The following is a 23,341-nucleotide window of genomic DNA, read 5'->3' on the forward strand; positions in this document are numbered from 1 at the left end:
CCAGTGTCCTCGACGCACGCGTTCCCGCCGAACTTCCCACCGCCGCAGGGCCTCTACGACCCGCGCCACGAGAAGGACGCCTGTGGTGTCGCCATGGTCGCGACGCTGACGGGCGAGGCCAGCCACGACATCGTGGTCAAGGCGCTCACCGCGCTGCGCAACCTCGACCACCGCGGCGCCGCGGGCGCCGAGGTCAACTCGGGCGACGGGGCCGGGATCCTGATGCAGGTGCCGGACGCCTTCCTGCGCGACGTGGCACGCGAGGCGGGCTTCGAGCTGCCCCCGGCGCGGGCGTACGCCGTCGGCACCGCCTTCCTGCCCGGTGACGCCGAGGCGGTGGCCGCGACCCGTCGCCGCATCGAGGAGATCGCCGACGAGGAGGGCCTCGCCGTCCTCGGCTGGCGCGAGGTGCCGGTCGACGACTCGACGCTCGGCGCGACCGCGCGCAGCGTGATGCCGGCCTTCGCCCAGGTCTTCGTGGCCGGCAAGGGCTCGCGGGTCAGCGGCATGGCGCTCGAGCGCCTTGCGTTCTGCCTGCGCAAGCGCGCCGAGTCCGACACCGACGTCTACTTCCCGTCGCTGTCCTCGCGCACGCTCGCCTACAAGGGCATGCTCACGACCGACCAGCTCGACCGGGTCTTCCCCGACCTGACCGACGAGCGGGTCGCCTCGGCGATGGCGGTCGTGCACTCGCGCTTCTCGACCAACACCTTCCCAAGCTGGCCGCTGGCGCACCCCTTCCGCTTCATCGCGCACAACGGCGAGATCAACACCGTGATGGGCAACCGCAACTGGATGCGCGCCCGCGAGGCGCTGCTCGAGAGCGACCTGATCGGCGGCGACCTGGAGCGCCTCTTCCCGATCTGCACGCCCGGCGCGTCGGACTCCGCGTCGTTCGACGAGGTCCTGGAGCTCCTCCACCTCGCCGGCCGCTCGCTGCCGCACGCCGTGCTGATGATGATCCCGGAGGCGTGGGAGAACCACGGCGAGATGGACGCCAGGCGCCGGGCGTTCTACGAGTTCCACTCGATGCTCATGGAGCCGTGGGACGGCCCCGCGTGCGTGGTGTTCACCGACGGCACCCAGATCGGTGCCGTGCTCGACCGCAACGGCCTGCGCCCGTCGCGCTACTGGGTCACCGACGACGGCCTCGTCGTGCTGGCCTCCGAGGTCGGCGTGCTCGACCTCGACCCGGCGACCGTGGTGCGCAAGGGCCGGCTGCAGCCCGGCCGGATGTTCCTCGTCGACACCGAGGAGCACCGCATCATCGAGGACGAGGAGATCAAGGGCCAGCTCGCCGCCGAGCACCCCTACGACGAGTGGCTGCACGCCGGTCTCGTCCACCTCGACGACATCGACGAGCTCGAGCACATCGTCCACACGCACGCCTCGGTCACCCGCCGCCAGCAGATCTTCGGCTACACCGAGGAGGAGCTGCGCGTCCTGCTCAGCCCGATGGCCAACACCGGTGGCGAGGCGCTCGGCTCGATGGGCACCGACACCCCCATCGCCGCGCTGAGCGAGAAGCCGCGCCTGCTCTTCGACTACTTCTCGCAGCTCTTCGCCCAGGTGACCAACCCGCCGCTCGACGCGATCCGCGAGGAGCTCGTCACGTCCCTCAGCGGCTCGATCGGACCCGAGGCCAACCTGCTGGAGCCGGGCCCGGCGTCGTGCCGCCAGATCGTGCTGCCGTTCCCGGTCTTCTCCAACGACGACCTGGCCAAGATCCGCCACATCAACCGCAACGGCGACATGCCGGGCTTCCAGGTCCACATCGTCCGCGGGCTCTACGACGTGGCCGGGGGAGGGGACGCCCTCGCCGCCCGGCTCGACGAGCTGTGCGCCGAGGTCTCGGCCGCCACCGCCGAGGGAGCGCGGATCATCGTGCTCTCCGACCGCCACGCCACGGCCGAGCTGGCACCGATCCCGTCGCTGCTGCTCACCGGTGCGGTGCACCACCACCTGGTCCGGGAGAAGACCCGCACCCAGGTCGGCCTGCTCGTCGAGGCCGGTGACGTCCGCGAGGTGCACCACGTCGCGCTGCTCGTCGGCTACGGCGCGGCCGCGGTCAACCCCTACCTCGCCATGGAGTCGGTGGAGGACCTCGCCCGCGAGGCCTACTACGTCAAGGTCGAGCCGGAGCAGGCCGTCGCCAACCTCATCAAGGCGCTCGGCAAGGGCGTGCTCAAGGTCATGTCCAAGATGGGCGTCTCGACGGTCGCCTCCTACACCGGGGCGAAGATCTTCGAGTCCGTCGGCCTCTCCCAGGCGGTCATCGACCGCTACTTCACCGGCACGACCTCCAAGCTCGGCGGCATCGAGCTCGGCACGATCGCCGAGGAGGTCGCCCGCCGCCACGCGACGGCGTACCCCCGTGGTGGGATCGCGCCGGCGCACCGCGAGCTGCCCGTCGGCGGCGAGTACCAGTGGCGTCGCGAGGGCGAGCCGCACCTGTTCGACCCCGAGACGGTGTTCCGGCTCCAGCACTCGACGCGCACCGGCAGCTACGACGTCTTCAAGCAGTACACCGACCGGGTGAACGCCCAGTCCGAGCGCCTGATGACGCTGCGTGGGCTGTTCACGTTCAAGGACGGCGCGCGCGAGCCCGTCGACATCGACGAGGTCGAGCCCGTCTCCGAGATCGTCAAGCGGTTCTCGACCGGCGCCATGTCCTACGGCTCCATCAGCCAGGAGGCGCACGAGACCCTCGCGATCGCGATGAACCGGCTGGGCGGCAAGTCCAACACCGGTGAGGGCGGCGAGGACGCCGACCGGCTCCACGACCCCGAGCGCCGCTCATCGATCAAGCAGGTCGCCTCCGGCCGCTTCGGCGTCACCTCGGAGTACCTCACCAACGCCGACGACATCCAGATCAAGATGGCGCAGGGCGCCAAGCCCGGCGAGGGCGGCCAGCTGCCCGGCCACAAGGTCTACCCGTGGGTGGCCAAGACCCGGCACTCCACGCCGGGGGTCGGCCTGATCAGCCCGCCGCCGCACCACGACATCTACTCGATCGAGGACCTGGCGCAGCTGATCCACGACCTCAAGAACGCGAACCCGTCGGCGCGGGTGCACGTCAAGCTGGTCTCCGAGGTCGGCATCGGCACCGTCGCCGCGGGCGTGTCCAAGGCCCACGCCGACGTCGTGCTGGTCTCCGGGCACGACGGCGGCACCGGCGCCTCCCCGCTGACCTCGCTCAAGCACGCGGGCGGTCCGTGGGAGCTCGGCCTCGCCGAGACCCAGCAGACGCTCCTGCTCAACGGGCTGCGCGACCGGATCGTGGTGCAGGCCGACGGCCAGCTCAAGACCGGCCGCGACGTCGTGGTCGCCGCGCTGCTCGGCGCGGAGGAGTACGGCTTCGCCACCGCGCCGCTGGTCGTCAGCGGCTGCATCATGATGCGCGTGTGCCACCTCGACACCTGCCCGGTGGGCGTGGCCACGCAGAACCCGGTGCTCCGCGAGCGCTTCAGCGGCCAGGCCGACTACGTCGTGAACTTCTTCGAGTTCATCGCCCAGGAGGTCCGCGAGCTGCTCGCCGAGCTCGGGTTCCGCACCCTCGACGAGGCCATCGGCCAGGTCGGCACCCTCGACGTCGCCCAGGCGATCGACCACTGGAAGGCCGCGGGCCTCGACCTCCGGCCGATCCTGCACCAGGCCTCCCGCCACGGCGAGTTCGGCCAGTTCGAGGACCAGGACCTGCGCTGCACCAGGACGCAGGACCACGGCCTCGACAAGGCGCTCGACAACGAGCTGATCGACATCGCACGGCCGGCGCTGGAGTCCGGCGAGCCGGTGCGCGCGCAGGTCCAGGTCCGCAACGTCAACCGCACGGTCGGCACGATGCTCGGCCACGAGGTGACCAGGCGCTACCGCGGTGCGGGGCTGCCCGAGGGCACGATCGACATCACGCTCACCGGGTCGGCGGGCCAGTCCTTCGGCGCGTTCGTGCCGCGCGGGGTGACCCTGCGCCTCGAGGGCGACGCCAACGACTACGTCGGCAAGGGCCTGTCCGGCGGCCGCCTGGTGGTGCGCCCCGACCGGGCCGCGACCTTCGAGGCCGGCGAGCAGATCATCGCCGGCAACACGATCGGCTACGGCGCCACGTTGGGCCAGATCTTCCTGAGCGGCCGGGTCGGCGAGCGGTTCTGCGTCCGCAACTCCGGCGCCAGCGCCGTCGTCGAGGGCGTGGGCGACCACGGCTGCGAGTACATGACCGGCGGCGTCGTCGTCGTCCTCGGTCCGATCGGGCGCAACTTCGCGGCCGGCATGTCGGGCGGCTACGCCTTCGTGCTCGACCTCGACGAGGCGCGGGTCAACCGCGAGCTCGTCGAGCTCGCGCCCGTGGGCGGCAAGGCCGCCGACGAGCTCAGGTCCCTGGTCGAGCAGCACGCGGAGGAGACCGGCTCCGCCGTCGCCACCGCGCTGCTCGCCGACTGGGACTCCGCCCTGGCGCGCTTCACCGAGGTGATGCCCCGGGACTTCAAGCGCGTGCTCGACGCTCGTGAGGAGGCCCTCCAGGAGGGGCTCACCGAGGACGAGGCCAACGCCCGGATCATGGAGGTGCTTCATGGCTGACCCCAAGGGATTCCTCAAGCACGGCCGCGAGGTCGCCTCCCGCCGCGAGGTCGCCGAGCGGGTGCACGACTGGAACGAGGTCTACCCCGACGGCGTCGGGCGTGCGCTGCTGCCGATCATCAACACCCAGGCCGGACGCTGCATGGACTGCGGCATCCCGTTCTGCCACCAGGGGTGCCCGCTGGGCAACATCATCCCGGAGTGGAACGACCTGGTGTGGCGTGACGACTGGGACGGCGCGATGGACCGGCTCCACGCGACCAACAACTTCCCCGAGTTCACCGGCCGGCTGTGCCCGGCCCCCTGCGAGACCGCCTGCGTGCTCGGCATCAACCAGGACCCGGTGACCATCAAGAACGTCGAGGTCTCCATCATCGACCGGGCCTGGGGCTCGGGCTACGTCCGCCCGGAGCCGCCGGAGTGGCTCTCGGGCAAGACGGTCGCCGTCATCGGCTCCGGCCCCGCCGGCCTCGCCGCCGCCCAGCAGCTCACCCGGGCCGGGCACACCGTGGCGGTCTACGAGCGCGCCGACAAGATCGGCGGGCTGCTCCGCTACGGCATCCCCGAGTTTAAGATGGAGAAGAAGCACCTCGACCGGCGCCTGGACCAGATGCGCCGCGAGGGCACCGTCTTCCGCGCCGGGGTCGACGTCGGGGGCGACCTGACCGGCCAGCAGCTGCTCGACCGCTACGACGCGGTCGTGCTCGCCATGGGCGCGACCGCCGCCCGCGACCTCCCGGTCCCGGGCCGTGAGCTGGGCGGCATCCACCAGGCCATGGAGTTCCTGCCGCAGGCCAACCGCGCCTCGCTCGGCGAGCCCCCGACGCTGGACGGCGCCGAGCAGATCGTGGCGACCGGCAAGGACGTCGTCATCATCGGTGGCGGCGACACCGGCGCCGACTGCCTCGGCACGTCGATCCGCCAGGGTGCCCGCTCGATCACGCAGCTGGAGATCATGCCGCAGCCCGGCTCGGACCGGCCGACGGGCCAGCCGTGGCCGACGTACCCCATGACCTTCCGGGTCTCCTCGGCCCACGAGGAGGGCGGTGACCGGGTCTACGCCGTCTCGACGCAGGAGTTCGCCGGCGACGCCGACGGCCACGTGTCCGGCCTCCGGCTGGTCGAGGTCGACGGGAGGTTCCAGCCGGTCGAGGGCACCGAGCGCGAGATCCCCGCGCAGCTGGTGCTGCTCGCCATGGGCTTCGTGGGTCCGGAGAAGGCGGGCCTGGTCGAGCAGCTCGGCGTGGAGCTCGACGAGCGCGGCAACGTCCGGCGCGACGCGTCGTACGCCGCCTCGGTGCCCGGCGTCTTCGTCGCCGGCGACGTGGGCCGCGGCCAGTCGCTGATCGTGTGGGCCATCGCGGAGGGCCGCAGCGCGGCCGCCGCGGTCGACGCCCACCTGACGGGGTCGACCACGCTTCCGGCGCCGATCAAGCCGCACGAGCGCCCGCTGGTCGTCTGACACCCGTGGAGCGGTGAGTGAGGCAGGTTCTCCGGATGAAAAACCTGCCCCACTCACCGCTCCGGGTGGACGAACCCTCGTTGGAACGATCCAACTTCCGCTAGGGTTGAGCACGTGCGTAGAGCCAAGATCGTCTGCACCCTCGGCCCAGCGGTGAACACCCCCGAGGGCATCCGAGCACTCGTCGAGGCGGGCATGGACGTCGCCCGGCTCAACATGAGCCACGGGGCGTACGCCGACCACGAGGCCGTCTACCGGCTGGTCCGCAAGGCCTCCGACGACACCGGTCACGCGATCGGCATCTTCGCCGACCTCCAGGGTCCGAAGATCCGCCTCGAGCGGTTCGCCGACGGCCCGGTGAAGCTCAAGAAGGGCGCCACCTTCACGATCACCACGCGCGACGTCGTCGGTGACGTCGACATCTGCGGCACGACCTACAAGGGGCTGCCCGGTGACGTGAAGCCGGGCGACCCGCTGCTCATCGACGACGGCAAGGTGCGGCTCAAGGTCGTCTCCGTCGACGGCACCGACGTGGTGACCGAGGTCGTCGTGGCGGGCAAGGTCTCCAACAACAAGGGCATCAACCTGCCCGGCGTCGCCGTGTCCGTGCCGGCGCTGTCGGAGAAGGACACCGAGGACCTGCGCTGGGCGCTCAACCTCGGCGTGGACTTCATCGCCCTCAGCTTCGTGCGCAACGCCCGCGACGCGGAGGACGTGCGCGTGATCATGCGCGAGGAGAACATCCACGTCCCCGTGATCGCCAAGATCGAGAAGCCGCAGGCGATCGACAACATCGACGAGATCGTCGACGCCTTCGACGGCATCATGGTCGCCCGCGGCGACCTCGGGGTGGAGTGCCCGCTCGAGGACGTCCCGATCCACCAGAAGCTCATCATCGACAAGGCCCGACGCAACGCCAAGCCGGTCATCGTCGCCACCCAGATGCTCGAGTCGATGATCAGCTCGCCCGCGCCGACCCGCGCCGAGGCCAGTGACGTCGCCAACGCCGTCCTCGACGGCGCCGACGCCGTGATGCTCTCGGGCGAGACCAGCGTGGGGGAGTACCCGATCGTCGCCGTCGAGACGATGGCGCGCATCGTCGCCTCCACCGAGGACCACGGCCTGAGCCACATGGCGGCCGTCGCCTGGAATCCGCACACCCGCGGCGGCATCATCGCCAAGGCCGCGGCCGAGGTGGCCGAGCGGGTGGGCGCCAAGTACGTCGTCGCGTTCACGGTGAGCGGTGACTCGGCCAAGCGGCTCTCGCGCTACCGCGGCCCGATCCCGGTCCTCGCCTTCACCCCGGAGGCGCGCACGCGCTCGCAGCTCGCGCTGACGTGGGGCGTGGAGACCTTCCAGGGCGCCGAGGTGGAGCACACCGACGAGATGGTGCGCCAGGTCGACGAGGCGCTGCTCCACATCGGCCGGGTCAAGGAGGGCGACCTCGTCGTCATCATCGCGGGCAGCCCGCCCGGCATCCCCGGCTCCACCAACGCGCTCCGGATCCACCGGATGGGCGACGCGATCAACGGCCAGGCCCCGGCCTACCGCCGGGCCTGACCGCTCCCTCGAGCGGTGCCTGAGCCACGTACGGCCCCGCTGGCGGCGGTCGGGCCACCGGTCGCCTGATCGCCCCGTACGTCCTCGCGCGGGACGTCATGGCTGCGCGTCGCCCGGGCGGCCAGTCGCCATGACGTCGGTCGACGAGGTCATGGCCGGCGGTCGTCAGACCACCAGCGGCCATGACGTCCGGCGTGCGGTCATCGGACGGAACGGCCGGGCCCGGCCTACCGCCGGGCTTGAGGGAGCAGGTCAGGACTTCGGGCCGATCAGGCCGTCGAGGCGGAGCACTGCCTCGCGCCTCGAGACCGAAAGTGTCCATGGGCCTGACTGTCGCCACGCCACCTCGACCAGGTCGAGTGCCCAGCCGCAGAGCCGGCGGATGTCCTCGGACCGGTTGGTGAACTGCCACCTCGGGTACTCGTAGCGCCGTTTTTCGCCTCGTACGACACGGGTCGCCCAGTTCTTCACCCGCGCGCCGTCCGAGTGGAAGAGGCCGCGAAGGAAGTCCGCCGGGAAGGCCGTCACGAGCGCGCGCTGCCACTCATCGAGGACGATCTCGCGTTCGTGCTTGCGGCCGGGCCCATGCTGCGGGAAGAGGCAGGGCCAGTGCTTCCAGGAAACGGTGGTGACGATCGCACCAGGGACACGACGAGTGTGTGGTCTGCTCGACGGCTTGACGGTGCGCATCAGGACGAGCAGACGAGCGTTCAGGTCGGTGTACCGGACGTCGTTGTAGATGTGGAGGTTGAACACCGAGCGCCGCCCGAGCGAGATGTAGCCGTCACCGAGGTACCACCCGAGCAGCTCGGCATAGGCCGGTCCGTCCAACGGCCCCTCGTCGCACCGCGGACACGGTGGAGCCAGGTGGGTCTGGCCGCGCGAAGCTCCTCGACGCTGGTAGAGCCTGCGCCACCGTCGAATCGTCTTCACTGCCACGCCGTGCAGCTCTGCGTTGTCGGCGTCGCGCATGCCTTGGTCCGAGCACGCCAGCGCCGAGTCGACGACCGACTGGGGGCGGACGTGGGGCATGTCTCCCAGCGTGACGAAAGCCACCGACACCCGACCTGTGTGCCGGGTGTGGGAGTCGAACCCACACGCCCTTGCGGGCAGTGGTGTTTGAGACCACCGCGTCTGCCATTCCGCCAACCCGGCTGGGTGGCGACACCGTACCCGACTAGCCTTGCCGTCGTGACGCAGCCCGACGACCCGACCCCCAGCCCCGACGGCCCTCGCCGTGTGGTGATCGCGGAGGACGAGGCCCTGATCCGGATGGACCTGGCCGAGATGCTCGGCGAGGAGGGGTACGACGTCGTGGGGCAGGCCGGCGACGGCCAGAAGGCCATCGAGCTGGCCCGCGACCTGCGCCCCGACCTGGTGATCCTCGACGTCAAGATGCCCGTGCTGGACGGCATCGCGGCGGCGGAGACGATCGCGGGGGAGCGGATCGCGCCCGTCGTCATCCTCACCGCCTTCTCCCAGCGCGACCTCGTCGCCCGGGCGCGCGACGCCGGCGCGATGGCCTACCTCGTCAAGCCGTTCCAGCGCGGTGACCTGGTGCCCGCGATCGAGATGGCGGTCAGCCGCTTCGCCGAGATCACCGTCCTCGAGCGGGAGGTCTCGGACCTCCAGGAGTCCCTGGCGACCCGCAAGTCGGTGGACCGGGCCAAGGGCGTGCTGCAGGAGAAGCTCGGGATCAGCGAGCCCGACGCCTTCCGCTGGATCCAGAAGACGGCGATGGACCTGCGGCTGTCGATGAAGCAGGTCGCCGACGGGGTGGTGGAGCACGGAGTGGCCGGCCTCGGGGGCCAGGGCGAGGCAGTCGCGGACGACGCCTGACCGCCGCCTGATCCTCCACGCCGTGTGCACGCGGTGTTTCGGGACCGTTTCCGGTGCAGACCAGTTGGTCACGAAACGGCAACGGCCTGCGTCTCAGGAGTCCCAATCGTGTCCCGCGCCACATCCGGGGTGTTAGGTTCCCGCCACGAGGCTGCCGAGGTGGTCAGCCCAAAAGCCCAAGAACAACGGAGGGATCCATGATCCGCTCATCCAAGACGTGGCAGGCTGCCGCCATCGCGGCCGCTGCCGGTCTGGTGCTCAGCGCGTGCGGAACCACCGACACCGATGGTGGTGGCGGCGGCGACGCGTCCGGCGAGGACTGCAACTTCAAGATCGGTGCGATGGGTGCGCTGTCCGGCGCCAACGCCAGCATCGTGATCCCGTCGGTCGACGGTGCCGAGCTGGCCCTGAGCCAGTGGGACGGCGGCGACTGCGAGGTCAGCCTGGAGCGCTTCGACACCGAGGGCGACCCGGCCAAGGCGACCCCGGTCGCGACCCAGATCGCCGGCGACGAGACGTTCATCGGCGTCATCGGTGGCGCGTTCTCGGGCGAGACCCGCGCGACCAAGACGATTTACCAGGACGGCGGCGTCCCGATGATCAGCCAGTCGGCCACCGCGACCGACCTGACGCAGGACGAGCCCGTCGAGGTCTTCCACCGTCTCGTTCCCTACGACGACTACCAGGGTGCGGCGATCGCCAAGTACCTGACCGACGAGGTCGGCGCCTCCAAGGTGTTCGTCGTCGACAACTCCGAGGCCTACGGCGAGCCGCTGGCGGACCGCGTCGAGGAGACCCTCGGTGACGCCATGGTGCAGCGCGACAAGACCCAGGTCGGCCAGACCGACTTCGCGCCCACCATCTCCAAGATGGAGTCGGCCGCGCCGGACGCCATCTTCTACGGCGGCTACATCGCCGAGGCGGCCCCGCTGCTCAAGCAGATCCGTGACGCCGGCATCGACGCTCCGTTCGTCGGTGGCGACGGCCTCTACGGTGCCGACTTCGGCAACGCCGTCGGCCCGGCCGGCGAGGGTGCCGTCGTGATGTGCCCCTGCGCCCCGATCGAGGAGGACAGCACCTTCGCTGCCGACTTCGAGGCCGAGTTCGGCTCCGCTCCCGGCGCCTACGCGGCCGAGGGCTACGACGCGATGAACGTCTTCCTCGCCGCCCTCGACGACGGTGCCCGCAGCCGCGAAGAGGTCCTCGAGTTCATCAAGGGCTACCAGGAGGAGGGCCTCAGCAAGGAGGTCGCCTTCGACGACGCCGGCGACGTGCCGGCCGAGAACGTCTCCTACTGGGCCTACAAGAACACCGACGGCGTCCTGACGCCCGAGGTGGAGGTCGCGCCCGAGGGCTGATCCACGACCGACAACAGCACCGCGGGGGCGGCCGGCACCATCGGCCGCCCCCGCTCCATGGCCCGACCGGGCCTGAGTCTGAGAGGGGTCCCGCGTGGACTTCGACGCCTTGATCAGCGGGCTTGACCGACACACGCTCGACGGCATCACCCGCGGATCGATCTACGCGCTCGTCGCGCTCGGCTACACGATGGTGTACGGCGTGATGAAGCTGATCAACTTCGCCCACTCCGAGGTCTTCATGGTGGGCACCTGGACCGTGCTGGGGGTCTACACCGTCCTCGGTGCCACCGCCGGCTCCAGCATCGGCATGGTCATCGGGGCCACGCTGCTCGCACTGATCGCGGCGATGCTCGCCTCCGCCGGCACCGCGCTGGCGGTCGAGCGGATCGCCTACCGGCCGCTGCGCAAGAAGGGCGCTCCGCCCCTCATCTTCCTCATCACCGGCATCGGCTGCTCGATCGTGCTGGTCGAGACCTTCGGCCAGGTGCTGCGGGCCTTCTTCGGCCCGCCGTTCGGCCGCGTGACGGTCAACATCCCGTCGGTCTTGGAGACCAAGGTGGTCTTCACGATCCCCGGGATCGACCTCGCCGTCACCAACACCCGGCTGCTCATCATCATCGGCGCGATCGTGATGATGCTGGCGCTGGACACCTTCGTGAACAAGAGCCGCCTCGGTCGCGGCGTCCGCGCCGTCGCGCAGGACCCCGACACCGCGTCGCTGATGGGTGTCAACCAGGACCGCGTCATCATGCTGGTCTTCGTCCTCGGTGGCGCCATGGCCGGCGTCGCGGCGCTGCTGTTCACGATCCAGTACGACATCACCAAGTTCGACATCGGCTTCATCATCGGCATCAAGGCCTTCACCGCGGCGGTCCTCGGGGGCATCGGCAACCTGCGCGGTGCGCTGGTCGGTGGCCTCCTGCTCGGCGTCGTCGAGGTGTACGCCTCCCAGATCTGGGACTCCAGCTGGACCGACGTGACCGCGTTCGTGGTCCTCGTCCTCGTCCTCATGTTCCGGCCCACCGGCCTGCTGGGTGAGTCCCTCGGAAAGGCACGCGCATGAGCACGATCATGGACTCCTACCGCGGGCTCAAGCTCGGCAACCGCTGGGACAGCGCTCCCCGGTTGTTCAAGATGTTCCTGCTGCTGCTGGTGGTCGCGTTCGCGTTCTACCTGCCCTACCTCAACATCCTGCCGTTCGCCTACGTGCGCACCGACCTGAACCCGACCGGTTCGGACTGGGCGAGCGTGCTCTTCCTCATCGTCGTCTACATGATCGTGGCCGTCGGCCTCAACGTCGTGATCGGGCTCGCGGGCCTGCTCGACCTGGGCTACGTCGGCTTCTACGCCCTGGGGGCCTACTCGGTGGCCCTCTTCGGCTCGCCGTCGTCGCCGGTGGTGGAGGCGCTGCAGTCGCGCTTCGGCCTGTCGGAGGACTGGGCGGTCCCGTTCGCGATCTGCATCCCCATCGCGATCACGATGTCGCTCATCGCTGGCGTGATCCTCGGCGCCCCGACGCTGCGGCTGCGAGGCGACTACCTCGCGATCGTGACCCTCGGCTTCGGCGAGATCATCCGCATCACCGCCCGCAACCTCGACAACGTGACCGGCGGCGCAGCGGGCATCACCCAGGTGCCGGTGCCGCCCGGGCCGGAGGTCGACGGTCGCTCGTTCTTCAACACGATCGACGCCGAGCGCTGGTACTGGCTGGCGCTGGTCATCCTGCTGATCATCATCTGGCTGACCCTCCGGCTCGAGCACAGCCGCGTCGGCCGCGCCTGGCTGGCCATCCGCGAGGACGAGGACGCCGCCGCAGTCATGGGCGTCGCGGGCTTCAAGTTCAAGCTGTGGGCCTTCGCCATCGGCGCGTCCGTCGGCGGGCTGGCCGGTCTGCTCTTCGGCAGCAAGCAGCAGTACGTCGAGCCCAACGCGTTCATGCTCAACCTGTCCTTCCTGTTCGTGGCCATGGTGGTCATCGGTGGGTCCGGCAACGTCGTCGGCGTGCTCGTCGGCGCCTTCCTGCTGACCTACCTGCCCGAGCGGTTCCGCGAGCTCCAGGAGTGGCGCCCGTTCGCCTTCGGCGTCGCCCTCGTCCTGGTGATGGTGCTGCGCCCGCAGGGCCTGGTGCCGAGCAGGCGGAGAGCACGCGAGTTCGAAGATCGACGACACGAGGCCGAGGAGGCTGCTGCCGATGTCTGAGCAGACCACGCACGACACGGGCATCGAGGTCCTGCCGGACACCTCGGACCACGACCTGATCGCGCTCGAGGCCACCGGGGCGAAGGGTGAGGTCCTGCTCGAGGTGGACCACGTCACGCTGCGGTTCGGTGGGGTCGTCGCCCTCGACGACGTCCACTTCGAGATCCGTCGCGGCGAGATCCTGGGCCTGATCGGCCCCAACGGTGCCGGCAAGACGACCTGCTTCAACGCGATGACCGGCGTCTACACCCCGACCGAGGGCACGATCCGGTTCAAGGGCCAGGAGATCTCGGGCCAGAAGTCGCACAAGATCAACCAGCTCGGGATCGCCCGCACGTTCCAGAACATCCGGCTCTTCCCGGAGATGTCGGCGCTGGAGAACGTCATGGTGGGCTGCGACGCCCGCCACAAGACGAGCGTGCTGGGCGCGTTGTTCCGTGCCTACCGGGTCCGCCCGTCCGAGGAGGAGCTGCCGGCCAGCGGCATCCGCCGCAGCTTCGCGAAGGTGTTCGGCATCAGCCGCCACACCCTCGAGGAGCGCGCCGGGCGCCGTCGGTCGATGGAGCTGCTCCGCTTCGTGGGGATCTCCGACCGGGCGCACGAGCTGGCGCGCAACCTGCCCTACGGCTACCAGCGCCGTCTGGAGATCGCGCGGGCCCTGGCCACCGAGCCGGAGCTGATCTGCCTGGACGAGCCGGCAGCCGGCTTCAACCCGGCGGAGAAGGAGGACCTCATGGGCCTCATCCGCCGGATTCGCGACCTGGGCCACACGGTCCTGGTCATCGAGCACGACATGAAGCTGGTCCTCGGCGTCACCGACCGGATCGTGGTCCTTGAGTTCGGGCAGAAGATTGCTGAAGGCAGCCCCGAGCAAGTTGCCCGTGACCCGAAGGTCATCGCCGCCTATTTGGGAGAACCCGATGATGCTGCTTGAGATGAAGGACGCCGTGCTCAGCTACGGCAAGATCGAGGCGCTCCACGGCATCTCCGTGGAGGTCAAGGAGGGCGAGGTCGTCTCGCTCATCGGTGCCAACGGCGCCGGCAAGACGTCGACGATGCGCGCCCTGTCGGGCGTCCGCGGCCTGGCCTCCGGGTCGGTCGTGTTCGACGGCGAGGACGTCACCAAGCTGCGCGCCGACCAGCGCCTGCGCAAGGGCCTGGTGCTGTGCCCCGAGGGTCGCGGCATCTTCCCCGGCATGACGGTGACCGAGAACCTCAACATGGGCGCCTACACGCGCAAGGACAAGGACGCCATGGAGGAGGACTACGCGCGCGTCTTCGACCTCTTCCCGCGGCTGATGGAGCGTCGCAAGCAGGTCGCCGGCACGATGTCCGGCGGCGAGCAGCAGATGCTCGCCATCGGGCGCTCGCTCATGTCGCGCCCCAAGCTGCTCATGCTCGACGAGCCGTCCATGGGCCTGGCGCCGATGCTGATCCAGCAGATCTTCGACATCATCACCGAGATCTCGCAGCAGGGCACCACGATCCTCGTCGTGGAGCAGAACGCCAAGCAGGCGCTGTCCCGCAGCGACCGGGCGTACGTCCTCGAGACGGGCCGGATCGTCAAGACCGGCACCGGCGAGGAGCTTCTCGACGATCCCTCGGTGCGAGAGGCCTACCTCGGCGTAGCCTGATCCGGGACCGGGGGATAGTGTCGCCCGGGTGGTGCCGCGAAGGGTCGGCAAAGGGGGCCACGGTGGGTGCTCGAGGAAATGGTGGGTCGATGAGTCGGACGCCGGTGACCGTGCGCAAGGCAGAGCCGTACGACGTGGCGACGCTGCGTGAGCTGTGGAGCGACATCCTGCGCAAGGGTGCTCGCGACGACCAGCTCGCCGACGTCGCACGCATCGTCGAGACGGCGTCCGAGCGCGCTGACCAGTGCGTCGCCGTGGCCGAGGTCGACGGCGAGGTGGCCGGTGCGGTCTACCTCGAGGCGACGACCTTCACCCCCCTCAACCTCGAGCCCGCCGTGCTGGCCGTCTCCCCGCACGTCTTCCCGCAGTTCCGCCGCAAGGGCGTGGGCAGCGCGCTGATGGAGGTGGCCTGCCGGTTCGCGGAGCAGCACGGCATCCAGCACGTCCAGACCGCCGCGGCGTCGGAGGCGCGCGACGCCAACCGGTTCATGGCCCGGCTGTCCTTCGCGCCGCAGGCGACCCTGCGGGCGGCCGCGACCAGCTCCGTGCGGTCGCGGCTGCCGCAGGCCCGTCAGGCGACTCCGGCCGCCAGCAGCCGGCAGCGCATCGACCGGGTGCTCGCCGCGCGCCGCACCCGGCGCGAGCGCGTCGTACCCGGCTGACCCGCAACCGCCGCAGCTCCCGGTGGCGGAGGCTCAGCCGCCCTGGGTGGGTGCCGGCACCAGCGCGCAGGTGATGCGCGAGGTGCACACGCGCTTGCCGCGCTCGTCGGTGATGACGATCTCGTACGACGTCGACGTGCGGCCGAGGTGGACCGCGGTCGCGACCCCGGTGACGGTGCCCGACGTGGCGGCGCGGTGGTGGGTGGCGTTGATGTCCACGCCGACCGCGATCTTCTCCGGGTAGGCGTGAATGGCCGACCCGATCGATCCCAGCGTCTCGGCCAGCACGACGGACGCGCCGCCGTGCAGGAGGCCGAAGGGCTGGGTGTTGCCCTCGACGGGCATGGTCGCCACGACCCGCTCGGCGGACACCTCCACGAGCTCGACGCCCATCTTGTCGTTCAGCCGGCCGTTGCCCTGCGGCATGAAGTCGATCAGCTCCTGGACGCTCAGTCCGGCCAGCGTGGCGGGGGCGGATCCGGACGGGGGCGCGGGTGCATCGCTCATGCGGCCATTGTGTCGGAGCCGGCCCCGTTCCCGGGCGCAGGGCTGTCGGTCCCGGCCGCTAGAGTCGGCGGGTGCCTGAAATGAGTGCCGCGTCGACCGAGCAGACACGCCCGCGACTCCTGCTGCTGGACGGCCACTCGCTGGCCTACCGCGCGTTCTTCGCCCTGCCGGTGGAGAACTTCGCGACCGCGTCCGGACAGCACACCAACGCGGTCTACGGCTTCACCTCGATGCTGGTCAACGTGCTCCGCGACGAGGTGCCGACGCACGTCGCGGTCGCCTTCGACAAGTCGCGCCAGACCTTCCGCCTGGAGGAGTACAGCGACTACAAGGCCAAGCGCAACAAGACCCCCGACGAGTTCGGCAGCCAGCTGCCCCTCATCCGGCGGGTGCTCGACGCGCTGCGGATCCAGCACCTCTCGATGGACGGCTACGAGGCCGACGACATCATCGCGACGCTCGCTACGCAGGGCCTGGCCGAGGGGATGCAGGTCCTGATCATGACCGGCGACCGCGACTCCATCCAGCTCGTCACCGACGACTCCACGGTCCTCTACACGATGCGGGGCGTGAGCGACCTGGCTCGGCTGACGCCGGCGGCCGTCCAGGAGAAGTACGGCGTCCCGCCGCACCGCTATCCCGAGCTCGCGGCGATCGTCGGCGAGACCTCCGACAACCTCCCCGGCGTGCCGGGCGTCGGCCAGGGCTACGCCGCGAAGTGGATCAACCAGTTCGACGGCCTCGACAACGTGATCGCCCGCGCCGACGAGATCACCGGCAAGAAGGGCGAGGCGCTGCGCGAGCACCTCGGCGACGTCATCCGCAACCGCCGCCTCAACGCGCTGGTCCGCGACCTGACGCTGCCGGTGCGCCCCGACCAGCTGGTGCGCCAGCCGTGGGACCGCACCGAGGGTCTCGAGCTGCTCGACGAGCTGGAGTTCCGCGGAGAGCTCCGCTCCCGGCTGCTCGACACCATCGACCCCGACCCGGGCGAGACCTTCGAGGCCGAGTCGGGCTTCGAGCTCGACGGCCGCCGGCTCGGCGCCGGCGAGGCCGCCGCCTGGCTCGACACCCACGCCCCCGCCGAGGTGCGGGTCGGTGTCTCGGTGCAGGGCAGCTGGCGGGCCGGCACCGGCGAGGTCGTCTCCGTCGCGGTGGCGACCGGCGACGGCCAGGCGGCGTGGATCGACGTCTCCGATATCGGCCCCGACGACGACGCGGCGGTGGCCGCGTGGCTCGCCGACCCGTCGCGGCCCAAGGCCCTCCACGACGCCAACGGCCCGAGCCTGGCGCTGGCCGCCCGGGGCTGGGAGCTCGGCGGCCTGCAGGTCGACACCGCGCTCGCGGCCTACCTGGTCCAGCCCGACCAGCGGTCCTACGCCCTCGCCGACCTCACGCTGCGCTACCTCAAGCGCGAGCTGCGGCAGGACGCGGTCGACACCGAGCAGCTGAGCTTCGACGCGATGGACGACACCACGGCGAGCGACACCGCCATGCTGACCGCCCGCGCGGTCCTCGACCTCGCCGACGCCCTCGACGGCGCCGTCGAGGAGCACGGCGGCACCCGCCTGCTGCAGGAGGTGGAGCTGCCGCTGATCGGGACGCTCGTGCGGATGGAGCAGGTCGGCATCGCGGTCGACTCCGACCACCTCGAGGGCCTGGAGTCCGAGTTCGGCGACCAGGTCCGCGCTGCGGCCAACGACGCCTACGACGTCATCGGCAAGGAGATCAACCTCGGCTCGCCCAAGCAGTTGCAGGTGGTGCTGTTCGACGAGCTCGACATGCCCAAGACCAAGCGCACCAAGACCGGCTACACCACCGACGCCGACGCGCTGCAGCAGCTGTTCGAGAAGACCGAGCACCCCTTCCTCCAACACCTGCTGCGCCACCGCGACGTGATCCGGCTGCGCCAGACGGTGGAGGGGCTGCTCAAGACCGTCGCCTCCGACGGTCGCATCCACACGACCTACAACCAGATCATCGCGGCGACCGGCCGGCTCTCGAGCACCGACCCCAACCTGCAGAACATCCCCATCCGCACCGAGGCCGGGCGCCGCATCCGCGAGGGCTTCGTCGTCGGCGAGGGCTACGAGTCGCTGATGACCGCCGACTACAGCCAGGTCGAGATGCGGATCATGGCCCACCTGTCCGAGGACGCGCTGCTCATCGAGGCGTTCCGCTCCGGCCAGGACTTCCACTCCATCACCGCTGCACGGGTGTTCGGGGTCGACGCCGCAGACGTGAGTGTCGAGCAGCGCGCCAAGATCAAGGCGATGAACTACGGCCTCGCCTACGGCCTGTCGGCGTTCGGGCTGTCCCAGCAGCTGCGCATCGACACCTCCGAGGCGCGGGGCCTGATGGACGAGTACTTCCAGACCTTCGGCGGGGTCCGTGACTACCTCGGCGGCATCGTCGACGAGGCGCGGCGCTCCGGCTTCACCGAGACGATCCTGGGTCGTCGCCGCTACCTCCCCGACCTCACGAGCGACAACCGGCAGCGACGAGAGACCGCGGAGCGGATGGCGCTCAACGCGCCCATCCAGGGCTCGGCCGCCGACCTGGTCAAGGTCGCCATGCTGGGCGTCGAGCGGGCGCTCGCCGAGCAGGGGTTGCGCTCCCGGATGCTGCTCCAGGTCCACGACGAGCTCGTCTTCGAGGTGGCGCCCGGCGAGGCCGACGCGCTGGCCGAGCTGGTGCGGGTCGAGATGGGCGGAGCCGCCGACCTGGCGGTGCCGCTCGACGTGTCCATCGGCACCGGCCGCAGCTGGCACGACGCGGCGCACTAGGTCCCGCGCCCCGCAGCAGCAGCTGGTGCGCGGGCTGGGCGTCAGCCCGGCAGCGTGCCCGGGAGGGGCGGCGGGGGAGCGTCCCGGGCGATGCGCAGGCTCGCCAGCGTGAGCACGACGAGCAGGACGGCGTCGACGGACACGACCGTGGTGACGAGCGCCGCCACCGATCCCGCCTGCAGGCCCAGCACGACGATCGCGACGAGGGCCCCCCACACCAGGAGCACCGAACGACGCGCCTGGCGCGCCAGGACGGCGTACACCTGGAGCTGCAGCATGGCCAGCACGGTGCCGAGCGCGGCGAATACCCAGAGCAGGTCCTCGACCTCACCGAAGTCGGAGCCGCCGACGAAGATCATGGCGACGCCCGACAGCAGGCGTGCGGCGGCCACGGCCAGCACGCCGAGGACCCCGATGGCCAGCAGGCTCCGCACCAGCGCGCGCTTGCGGCTCTCGGGCGAGGCCATGTCGGGGAAGGCGATGACGACGATGAACTGCGGCAGGAACAGCATCACCTTGGTCATGATCAGGCCGGCGGCGTAGAGCCCGGCGTCGTGGTCGTCGAGCACGTGGCGCGCCATCACGATGTCGACGCTCGACAGGGCGAAGAAGACGAAGAGCACCTGGGCGTTGTGCACGCTCTCGACCAGCATCGACCGCGCGGAGTGCTCCGGCGCCGCCACGTCGGGCGTACGACGCTCGCGCAGCACCCACCAGCCGACCGCCACCGGGAACAGCAGCCCGAGCGTGACGCCGAGCACGGCGGCCGTCGCGTCGGGGCGCCAGAGGATCAGCGACGTGCCGACGACGAGGCGCGGGATCCCCCCGGCCAGGTAGAACACCGACAGCGCACCCCACCGGCGCTCGCCCTGCAGGACGCCCGCCTGCCCTCCGGCGAGGGTGAGGGGGACGACCGCGAGCGAGACGATCGCGGCGGTCAGGAGGTCGTCGAGGTTGAGCAGCCGGTTGATCACGGGGCAGAGGACGAGCATGACCACGCCGGCGACGAGCGACACCCTGGTCGTCAGCGACAGGACGGTCCTCTCGATGGCCGCGACGTTGCCGCGGTCGACGGCGATCCGCCGGGCGGCTGTGGCCTGGAGCCCCAGCGCCCCCACCTGCAGCACGATCAGGAGGCTGAGGCAGGCCGCGAGCGCGCCGTACTCGCTGGGACCGATGATCCGTGCGGCCAGCATGGTGAAGCCGTACGTCGCGATGTTCATCACGCTGGTGGCCACCGCGACGGACGTGCCGTCGAAGGTGCGCCTGCTGCGCACGCTGCTCGGGGCCGTCACCCGCCGCATCCTAGGTTCCCGGGCCCGCCGGCGCCGCCCCGGTGCCGCCCCGGTGCCGTCCCGGCGACGTCCGCGGGGTCGCGGCCCGGGGTGGCCGTGGTGGAGCAGCGCAGACCCTAGGGTGGTGTCCCGTGCGGCGACGGACGAGCGAGGGAGCCCTCCGTGCCGCTCCGGTGCTGTGGTCGCTCCTCCTCGCCGTGGTCCTCCTGGGCGGGGCGCTGGGGCCGGGATTCGTCCTCACCTACGACATGGTCTGGGTCCCCGACCTCTCCGTGCGCCCCGACTTCCTCGGGCTGGGGTCCGGACTCCCGCGCGCGGTGCCGTCGGACCTCGTGGTCGCCCTCCTCGACGAGGTCGTCCCGGGGATGCTGCTCCAGAAGGCGGCGCTGCTGCTGTCGCTCGTCCTCGCCGGCGTCGGTGCGTGGCGGCTGCTGCCACCGGGGAGCTGGGTGGCCAGCGTGGCGGCGGCCACGGTCTACGTGTGGAACCCGTTCGTGGTCGAGCGGCTGGGCATCGGCCACTGGCCGCTGCTGATGACGTACGCCGCGCTGCCGTGGATCCTGCGCGCGGCACGCGGCTGGGGGGCGGGCGAGCGGACCTCGGCCGGCGTGGTGCTGTGGGTGGCGGTCGGCAGCCTCAGCCCAGTCGGCGGCATCCTCGCCGCGGTCTTCGCGCTGCTGTGCGTCGCGGCGCCGCGTGCGGGTGCGCGCCGTCGCCTGCTGTGGACCGGGTGCGCCGCCGCTGCGCTCAACGCGCCGTGGATCGTGGCGGGCGCCCTGCACGCGTCGAACGCCGTGAGCGACCCCGTGGGGGTCGAGGTGTTCGCCGCCCGTGGCGAGGGCGGCGCGCCGACCCTGGTCAGCCTCCTGGGCCTCGGTGGCATCTGGAACGCCGACGTGGTGCCGGTCTCGCGGACCACGTGGGCGGGCGTGGTCGCGGTCCTCCTCGTCCTCGTGGTCTGCGCCGCCGGGGTGCGCGCGTGGCGCCGGTCCTCCCCGCGCGGGGAGGTCGTCGCGCTGACGACCGCGGGCGTCGTGGGCCTGCTGGTGGCGCTCGCCGGGTCCGTCGCACCCGGAGCGGTGGAGTGGCTGGTGGCCCACGTGCCGGGCGGGGGACTGGTGCGCGACGGCTCGCGGTTCGTCGCGCTGCTCGCCCCGCTCCAGGCGATCCTGTTCGGGTTCGGCGTGGCACGGATCGCGGCGGCCGTCCCGGCCCGGCAGCTGGGAGCGACGGTGGCGACGGGCCTGGTCCTGGCTCCGCTCGCGCTCATGCCGGACGCGGCGTGGGGGCTCTCCGGGCAGCTGCGCGCGGTCTCGTACCCCGACGAGCTGGCCGAGGCGAGAGCGGCGATGCAGGAGGAGCGGGCGGCAGGTGCCGCGGGCGACCTCCTGTCGCTGCCGTTCACCTCCTACCGGCGCCCCGGGTGGAACCACGGCCGGCGCGTCCTCGACCCGGTCGGTCGCTGGTTCCCGGTCGACTACCTGGCGAGCGACACCCTCGTGGTCTCCGGGCGCGTGGTGGGGGGCGAGGACGAGCGTGCGGCCCGTGTCGCGGACCTCCTCGGGACGCTGACCGGCGCCGAGCTGACGCAGGCGCTGCGTGACGAGGGCATCGGCTGGGTCGTCGTGGACCGCGAGGCCACCCGCGCCGTGGCCGCGGAGACCGGCGAGGAGCCTCCGGACGTCGCCGGTGCCGTCGAGGTCCACGGCGGGCGGCTCTACACGCTGTCGCGGCTCGGACCCGGCGACGTCGCCGACCCGGAGCCGCCCGGCGGACGGCGCCTGGCGTACGCCCTCCTGGCGCTGGCGTGGGCGTCGGCGGCCGCCGCGGTGGTGCTCGCGGCCGCCCGTCTCGTGCTCGTCCGGACCGGTCGTGGCGAAATGCGCCGCCGCCGTTGACGAGGTGCTACCGTGCTCCCGACCTAGTGAAGTGGAGTGTGTGCCGTGCAGGGACAGATTGCTGGCATCGTGGCGGTTGTCGTCGGGTTCGTTCTCGCCGGCCTCACCACGGTCGGTGTCGTGACCACCGTGAGCAGCGCGCCGTCGCAGCCCGAGCAGTCCGTCATGGACTACGGCACCAACCAGGACTCCGAGTAGTCCCCGGCCGCTCCGCGGCCCCGCACCACCACAGATCGCCTTTCAGCACCACCGTCCGCCCGTCGTCCATGACGACGGGACCGACGGTGGTGCTGCTGCGTACGGACGGTGCCGGCGTCGCCCGTCGCGGCTGCGGACGGACGCGGTCGGCGGACTGAGGCGCCGGACTGAGGCGCCGGCTCAGGGGCCGTCCGGGTCCTCCACGGCCACGCGGCGCTCCTGCAGGACGTCGGCCAGGACGTGCGCGAACGAGTTCTCCGAGTGCGTCCACGAGAACGTGTCCGACATCTCGCGCGCACCCTTGCCCAGGCGCTGGCGCTCGGCGCGGTCGTCGACGAGGCGGCGTACGGCCTCGCTGAACTCGTCGGGTGTGTCGACCAGCAGCCCGGACGCGCCGTCCGCGATCGACTCGCGGGTGCCGCCGGCCGAGGCGTAGGCGATGGTCGGCACGCCGTGGCTGCCGGCCTCGCCGACGACGATGCCCCATCCCTCCTTGAGCGAGGGGAGCAGCATCAGCCACGAGCGGGCGAGGATCTCGTGCTTGCGCTGCTCGGTGACGTGGCCGTGGAAGACGACCAGGTCCTGCGCGCCGCGGGACGCGACGTAGGAGCGCAGGTCGTCCTCCCACCAGCCGTTGCCCACCACGTCGAGGCTGACGTCGGGGTGGACCTGGCGGAGCGCGACCACCGCGTCGATCGCGTGCTCCACCTGCTTGTGCGGGACGAGGCGGCCGAGCACGCAGAGGGCGGGGGTGGGGCTCCGCGGCACGTCGACGACGGGAGCCGGCGAGGTGCCGTTGTGCACGACAGCGATCCGCTCGCTGCCGATGCCCAGCGCGATCAGCTCGCCGCGCGTGGACCGCGACACCGCGATGTACTGCGACCGGCGGTAGATCCGCGGCGCGAGGAAGCGCTCGATCCACCAGCCGAGCCGGCCGATGAGGCCCGGGAAGACGACCGGCCACTGCTCACGGTGCACGTGGTGCACCAGGACCACGACGGGTGCCCGCGTCACCAGGCGCGTGAAGAAGGGAAGTCCGTTCTGCACGTCGACGACCATGTCGACCTTGCCGAACCGCCGCAGCAGCAGGTGCAGCGCACCGAGGAGGTAGATCGCGAGGTGGTCGCCGCGGCGGACGAAGCGCACGCCGTCGACGACCTCGTCGGCCGGTGCGTTGTCGTGGGAGGCGCAGAAGATGGTGGCCCGCGCGCCGTGGCGCACCAGTCCGCGCGCCATCGCCTCGACGTAGCGCTCGGACCCTCCGCCCTCGGGGTTGCTGGTGTCGCGCCAGTTGAACAGCACGACGTGGCGTCCCGCGAGCGACACCGCCTCTTCTGCCTCCATGCGGCGAAGGTTACCCGTCAG

At 71.1% G+C, this 23,341-nt stretch carries 17 protein-coding genes and 1 tRNA gene; 13 read left to right on the top strand and 5 right to left on the bottom strand.

Features of this window, described 5'->3' with window-relative positions; genetic code table 11:
* The first annotated feature begins 3 nt into the window (after positions 1-3).
* The 3 genes from gltB (at position 4) to pyk (ending at position 7,597) form a co-directional block, all read left to right on the top strand.
* Positions 4-4,575: a glutamate synthase large subunit gene (gltB, locus tag SHK17_RS09070; protein ID WP_322921818.1), complete on the top strand. Its 4,572-nt coding sequence runs from the start codon at positions 4-6 to the stop codon at positions 4,573-4,575.
* Complete coding sequence (locus SHK17_RS09075) at positions 4,568-6,037, top strand: glutamate synthase subunit beta (RefSeq protein ID WP_322921819.1); 1,470 nt, start codon at positions 4,568-4,570, stop codon at positions 6,035-6,037. Before gltB ends, SHK17_RS09075 begins: the two co-directional genes overlap by 8 nt.
* 114 nt (positions 6,038-6,151) lie before the next feature.
* Positions 6,152-7,597: a pyruvate kinase gene (gene pyk, locus SHK17_RS09080; RefSeq protein WP_322921820.1), complete on the top strand. Its 1,446-nt coding sequence runs from the start codon at positions 6,152-6,154 to the stop codon at positions 7,595-7,597.
* 252 nt (positions 7,598-7,849) lie between these two features.
* On the opposite strand, the gene SHK17_RS09085 is transcribed toward pyk, so the two are convergent.
* On the bottom strand, positions 7,850-8,569 hold the full coding sequence (locus SHK17_RS09085) for a transcriptional regulator (RefSeq protein ID WP_322921821.1): 720 nt from the start codon (positions 8,567-8,569) through the stop codon (positions 7,850-7,852).
* Positions 8,570-8,669: 100 nt separating this feature from the next.
* Positions 8,670-8,752, bottom strand: a tRNA-Leu gene (locus tag SHK17_RS09090).
* Positions 8,753-8,788: 36 nt separating this feature from the next.
* On the opposite strand from SHK17_RS09090, the gene SHK17_RS09095 reads away from it, so the two are divergent.
* From SHK17_RS09095 to SHK17_RS09125, 7 genes are all read left to right on the top strand, one after another.
* Positions 8,789-9,436 (top strand): ANTAR domain-containing response regulator, encoded by a 648-nt coding sequence (locus tag SHK17_RS09095; protein WP_322424086.1) that lies wholly within the window; start codon positions 8,789-8,791, stop codon positions 9,434-9,436.
* A gap of 197 nt (positions 9,437-9,633) precedes the next feature.
* Positions 9,634-10,794, top strand: coding sequence for a branched-chain amino acid ABC transporter substrate-binding protein (locus tag SHK17_RS09100; protein ID WP_172272916.1), 1,161 nt, complete (start codon positions 9,634-9,636; stop codon positions 10,792-10,794).
* Between the two features lie 94 nt (positions 10,795-10,888).
* Positions 10,889-11,860, top strand: coding sequence for a branched-chain amino acid ABC transporter permease (locus tag SHK17_RS09105; RefSeq protein WP_172272913.1), 972 nt, complete (start codon positions 10,889-10,891; stop codon positions 11,858-11,860).
* On the top strand, positions 11,857-12,996 hold the full coding sequence (locus tag SHK17_RS09110) for a branched-chain amino acid ABC transporter permease (protein ID WP_172272910.1): 1,140 nt from the start codon (positions 11,857-11,859) through the stop codon (positions 12,994-12,996). Before SHK17_RS09105 ends, SHK17_RS09110 begins: the two co-directional genes overlap by 4 nt.
* Positions 12,989-13,930 (top strand): ABC transporter ATP-binding protein, encoded by a 942-nt coding sequence (locus tag SHK17_RS09115; protein ID WP_172272907.1) that lies wholly within the window; start codon positions 12,989-12,991, stop codon positions 13,928-13,930. The genes SHK17_RS09110 and SHK17_RS09115 overlap by 8 nt, the downstream gene beginning before the upstream one ends.
* A complete protein-coding gene (locus tag SHK17_RS09120; RefSeq protein ID WP_322921823.1) occupies positions 13,917-14,630 on the top strand; it encodes an ABC transporter ATP-binding protein in 714 nt (237 codons plus the stop codon). Before SHK17_RS09115 ends, SHK17_RS09120 begins: the two co-directional genes overlap by 14 nt.
* Positions 14,631-14,719: 89 nt before the next feature.
* Positions 14,720-15,292 (top strand): GNAT family N-acetyltransferase, encoded by a 573-nt coding sequence (locus SHK17_RS09125; protein ID WP_322921824.1) that lies wholly within the window; start codon positions 14,720-14,722, stop codon positions 15,290-15,292.
* 33 nt (positions 15,293-15,325) lie between these two features.
* Here the strand turns inward: SHK17_RS09125 and SHK17_RS09130 are convergent, their stop codons facing one another.
* Positions 15,326-15,799, bottom strand: a complete 474-nt coding sequence (locus SHK17_RS09130; protein WP_322424088.1) for a hotdog fold thioesterase — start codon at positions 15,797-15,799, stop codon at positions 15,326-15,328.
* An 80-nt stretch (positions 15,800-15,879) separates the two neighbouring features.
* On the opposite strand from SHK17_RS09130, the gene polA reads away from it, so the two are divergent.
* Positions 15,880-18,585 carry a DNA polymerase I gene (polA, locus tag SHK17_RS09135; protein ID WP_172273745.1) on the top strand — a complete coding sequence of 902 codons (2,706 nt, stop codon included), beginning with the start codon at positions 15,880-15,882 and terminating at the stop codon, positions 18,583-18,585.
* A gap of 41 nt (positions 18,586-18,626) precedes the next feature.
* Here polA and SHK17_RS09140 read toward each other — a convergent pair whose 3' ends face one another.
* A complete protein-coding gene (locus tag SHK17_RS09140) occupies positions 18,627-19,889 on the bottom strand; it encodes an oligosaccharide flippase family protein (RefSeq protein WP_172272895.1) in 1,263 nt (420 codons plus the stop codon).
* Between the two features lie 122 nt (positions 19,890-20,011).
* Between SHK17_RS09140 and SHK17_RS09145 the strand changes: the two genes are divergently transcribed.
* A complete protein-coding gene (locus tag SHK17_RS09145; RefSeq protein ID WP_322921825.1) occupies positions 20,012-21,778 on the top strand; it encodes a hypothetical protein in 1,767 nt (588 codons plus the stop codon).
* A gap of 69 nt (positions 21,779-21,847) precedes the next feature.
* Positions 21,848-21,976 carry a hypothetical protein gene (locus SHK17_RS09150; RefSeq protein ID WP_301539531.1) on the top strand — a complete coding sequence of 43 codons (129 nt, stop codon included), beginning with the start codon at positions 21,848-21,850 and terminating at the stop codon, positions 21,974-21,976.
* A 180-nt stretch (positions 21,977-22,156) separates the two neighbouring features.
* Here SHK17_RS09150 and SHK17_RS09155 read toward each other — a convergent pair whose 3' ends face one another.
* Positions 22,157-23,320, bottom strand: a complete 1,164-nt coding sequence (locus SHK17_RS09155) for a glycosyltransferase family 4 protein (RefSeq protein ID WP_322921826.1) — start codon at positions 23,318-23,320, stop codon at positions 22,157-22,159.
* Positions 23,321-23,341 lie beyond the last annotated feature (21 nt).

Origin of the sequence: Nocardioides renjunii, from assembly GCF_034661175.1 — a bacterium.
Lineage (GTDB): Bacteria > Actinomycetota > Actinomycetes > Propionibacteriales > Nocardioidaceae > Nocardioides > Nocardioides renjunii.